Origin of the sequence: Vibrio sp. V39_P1S14PM300, from assembly GCF_009904765.1 — a bacterium.
Lineage (GTDB): Bacteria > Pseudomonadota > Gammaproteobacteria > Enterobacterales > Vibrionaceae > Vibrio > Vibrio proteolyticus.
The window spans coordinates 1-2,920 of the sequence record NZ_WXWP01000273.1 but is presented as its reverse complement, the minus strand read 5'-3'; the positions used below and the strand labels follow the sequence as shown (position 1 = coordinate 2,920).

Below are 2,920 nucleotides of genomic sequence, written 5' to 3'. Positions count from 1 at the left end.
TTTGGTCGTCAGCCGAAAATCGTGAAAATGGAGGTTAAACTTGTAGTGAGCATTAACCTTTGAAAATGAAGCTTCGTCGTAAGATTTCGAGCTGAAGAATGCTACATCAATCATAATGTTCCTCTCTATGAAGATGAGCAGAAAGGAGAAATTTCTGCGCCTTCGCTATTTCTATACTTAACTCATTAAAAAATAAACCATGAATTCGTTGTGATTACATCGTTGGCTGAATAAATAGCCAGTTATTTACCTTTGCGTTTCGTTACTTTTTCAAGTTTAGAGTGATTTTTGTACGCTTAAGTGAAAGTGAGACATCATGATATCAGCGTGAACGGAGTGATGTGAGTCACAATGTTAGGTTTATCCGACAAAGTGAAACGGTTTCGGAAAACGTTTTTATCGACTCATTAGAGTTGCTTTAGGAAAGGTGATCGGGTTCAAGTGGATGATCTTTAAAAGAAATATTATCCCTATAAGAAACCAGAAAAGACGAGGGAGATTTGCGGTATGGATTCTTTCCTAAGGTAGCACAAAAAAAATGCATTTGTGAGTCTTGCGCGAAAGAAATCACAGCCTATAATGCTGAAAACCGGAGCGTCTGCCAACGCTCCGGTTTTTTTGTGTCCGAAGAACAGTAAACGCGTCTGCCAACGTTTTTACTACGCAATCTGCGATGACACATCAGTTAATGAATCAAGGAAATGCACAATGCGTATCGAACAAGAACTTAAGTTAGGTTTTAAAGACGTCCTGTTTCGCCCGAAACGTTCAACCCTGAAAAGCCGTTCTCAAGTAAATTTAACCCGCGATTTTACATTCAAGCATAGTGGCCGTCAATGGTCTGGTGTGCCAGTTATTGCAGCGAACATGGATTCGGTTGGTAGCTTTGACATGGCCAAAGCACTGGCCGAGCATGGTGTGATGACTGCAGTGCATAAACACTACACCGTTGCTGACTGGGCTGAGTTTGTGCAAAGCACAGACGCCCCCGTACTCAATAATGTGATGGTATCAACCGGTACGTCAGATGCTGACTTTCAGAAAACCCAAGACATCATGGCGATGTCCGATGACTTGATCTTTATTTGTATCGACATCGCGAACGGGTACTCTGAACATTTGGTTGAGTACGTGGAACGTGTACGTGCCGCCTTCCCAGACAAAGTGATCTCAGCTGGTAACGTCGTGACCGGCGATATGTGTGAAGAACTTATTCTGGCAGGTGCAGATATCGTGAAAGTTGGCATTGGCCCGGGTTCAGTGTGTACCACGCGAGTGAAAACCGGTGTCGGTTATCCGCAGTTGTCCGCCATCATTGAGTGTGGTGATGCAGCGCACGGCCTGGGTGGCATGATCATCGGTGACGGCGGCTGTTCTTGTGCGGGGGATGTGTCAAAAGCCTTCGGTGGCGGGGCCGATTTCGTGATGCTGGGCGGCATGCTGGCAGGCCATGAAGAGTCTGGCGGTGAACTTGTCGAGCAAGATGGTGAAACCTTCATGAAATTCTACGGCATGTCTTCACAATCGGCGATGGATAAGCACTCCGGTGGTGTAGCCAAGTATCGCGCAGCTGAAGGAAAAACCGTACTATTGCCATTCCGCGGTAGCGTTCACGGTACAATCTCAGACATCCTTGGTGGTGTGCGTTCAACCTGTACCTACGTAGGCGCAGCAAAGCTTAAAGAGCTAACCAAGCGTACAACCTTCATCCGCGTACAAGAGCAAGAGAACAACGTATTCGGTAAAGAGAAGTAATCTAATACTTCGGGAAATACGAAATATTAAGGGCCGCTTTTTGCGGCTCTTTTTTTGCCCAAAATTTGGTAAGTGGCGACAAAGTTTATTTGATCGTTGACACTGAACTGGTGAAAGTACTGAACCGAATAGACCACTTCGTCTTCAACCTGCGCTGAGAATGCTTAGCAGTTACTGTTATTTCAGATATGGATAAAGTCACAAATATCTGAACGTGAAATTGTGAATGAACATCTCGAATCTCGATAATTAGATAAAACGACAAGGCGAGAAGTTATTTAGATTGCATGTTTAGGCATTATCAACCATCTGCGTTTGATATAATATTGCGAATAAAAAACAGCCGATGAAACGTTTTCTATGGATGATATTAAGCCAGATCTAAAATCTGAACGAGAGCATCACTACGACTTCAACTACCCTTTCCCTCCTAGACATCATGATTGGTATTGGTGCGATGCTTCTATGAGTTATGAAGAAGCAATAGAAGCATTTCATGCTCAAAGTGAAGAAGAGCAGCACATTAGACGTAATCCCGTGAACCGAGATTCTCCAAAGAGAGTTGTTGAACCTAGTTCTCACGATGGTAAGGGATACCCATTTCCACCAAGGAATTCGATGGTTTGGGAGAATGGTGAATATGGAATAAACTATGATGAAGCAGTATCCTTGTTTGAGCATGAGAGGTCTAAAGCGGTTAATCCGAAAATGGTTCGCAATCCACTTGTGAATGTTTCACCAAAAACACCACAAGGCTCACGCATAGCAATTCAAGCAATGAACGAGGAGATTGCTAGTGCTGAAGCTGCGATGGCGGCTACTTCTAGTCAATCGTCAACTTTAGATTCAGAAACGACTGATGATGTTGAATGTAGTCACAAAGATCAGGCGCTGGATGTTGCTTTGTATATGGTAGAAGAGATAAAGAGGAATGCAGCTCTTGATGTGACTAAAAGTATGCAACTAGAAAATGCATATAATGCCGTTGACGAAATTGATAAATGGAATCGAGATTCATTGGAGGGCGGCTTTTTTAAGCGTGCTTTACATTCCGCCACTATGCCTGATTTTGTCTCAATGGCCTTGTCTAAGAAGGCTTCAGCAATTGCTCAGTGGACGGCTCTGGTTGGACAAGACCAAGACTGGGATCATAAGCCTATAATAG

Annotated in this window: 1 protein-coding gene and 1 pseudogene; both read left to right on the top strand. The window is 43.7% G+C overall.

Annotated elements, in window-relative coordinates; translation table 11 throughout:
• Positions 1-708: 708 nt before the first annotated feature.
• Positions 709-1,755: a GMP reductase gene (locus CAG65_RS13880; protein WP_021704826.1), complete on the top strand. Its 1,047-nt coding sequence runs from the start codon at positions 709-711 to the stop codon at positions 1,753-1,755.
• 360 nt (positions 1,756-2,115) lie between these two features.
• Positions 2,116-2,920: pseudogene (locus CAG65_RS13875) on the top strand (hypothetical protein); the annotation flags it as partial.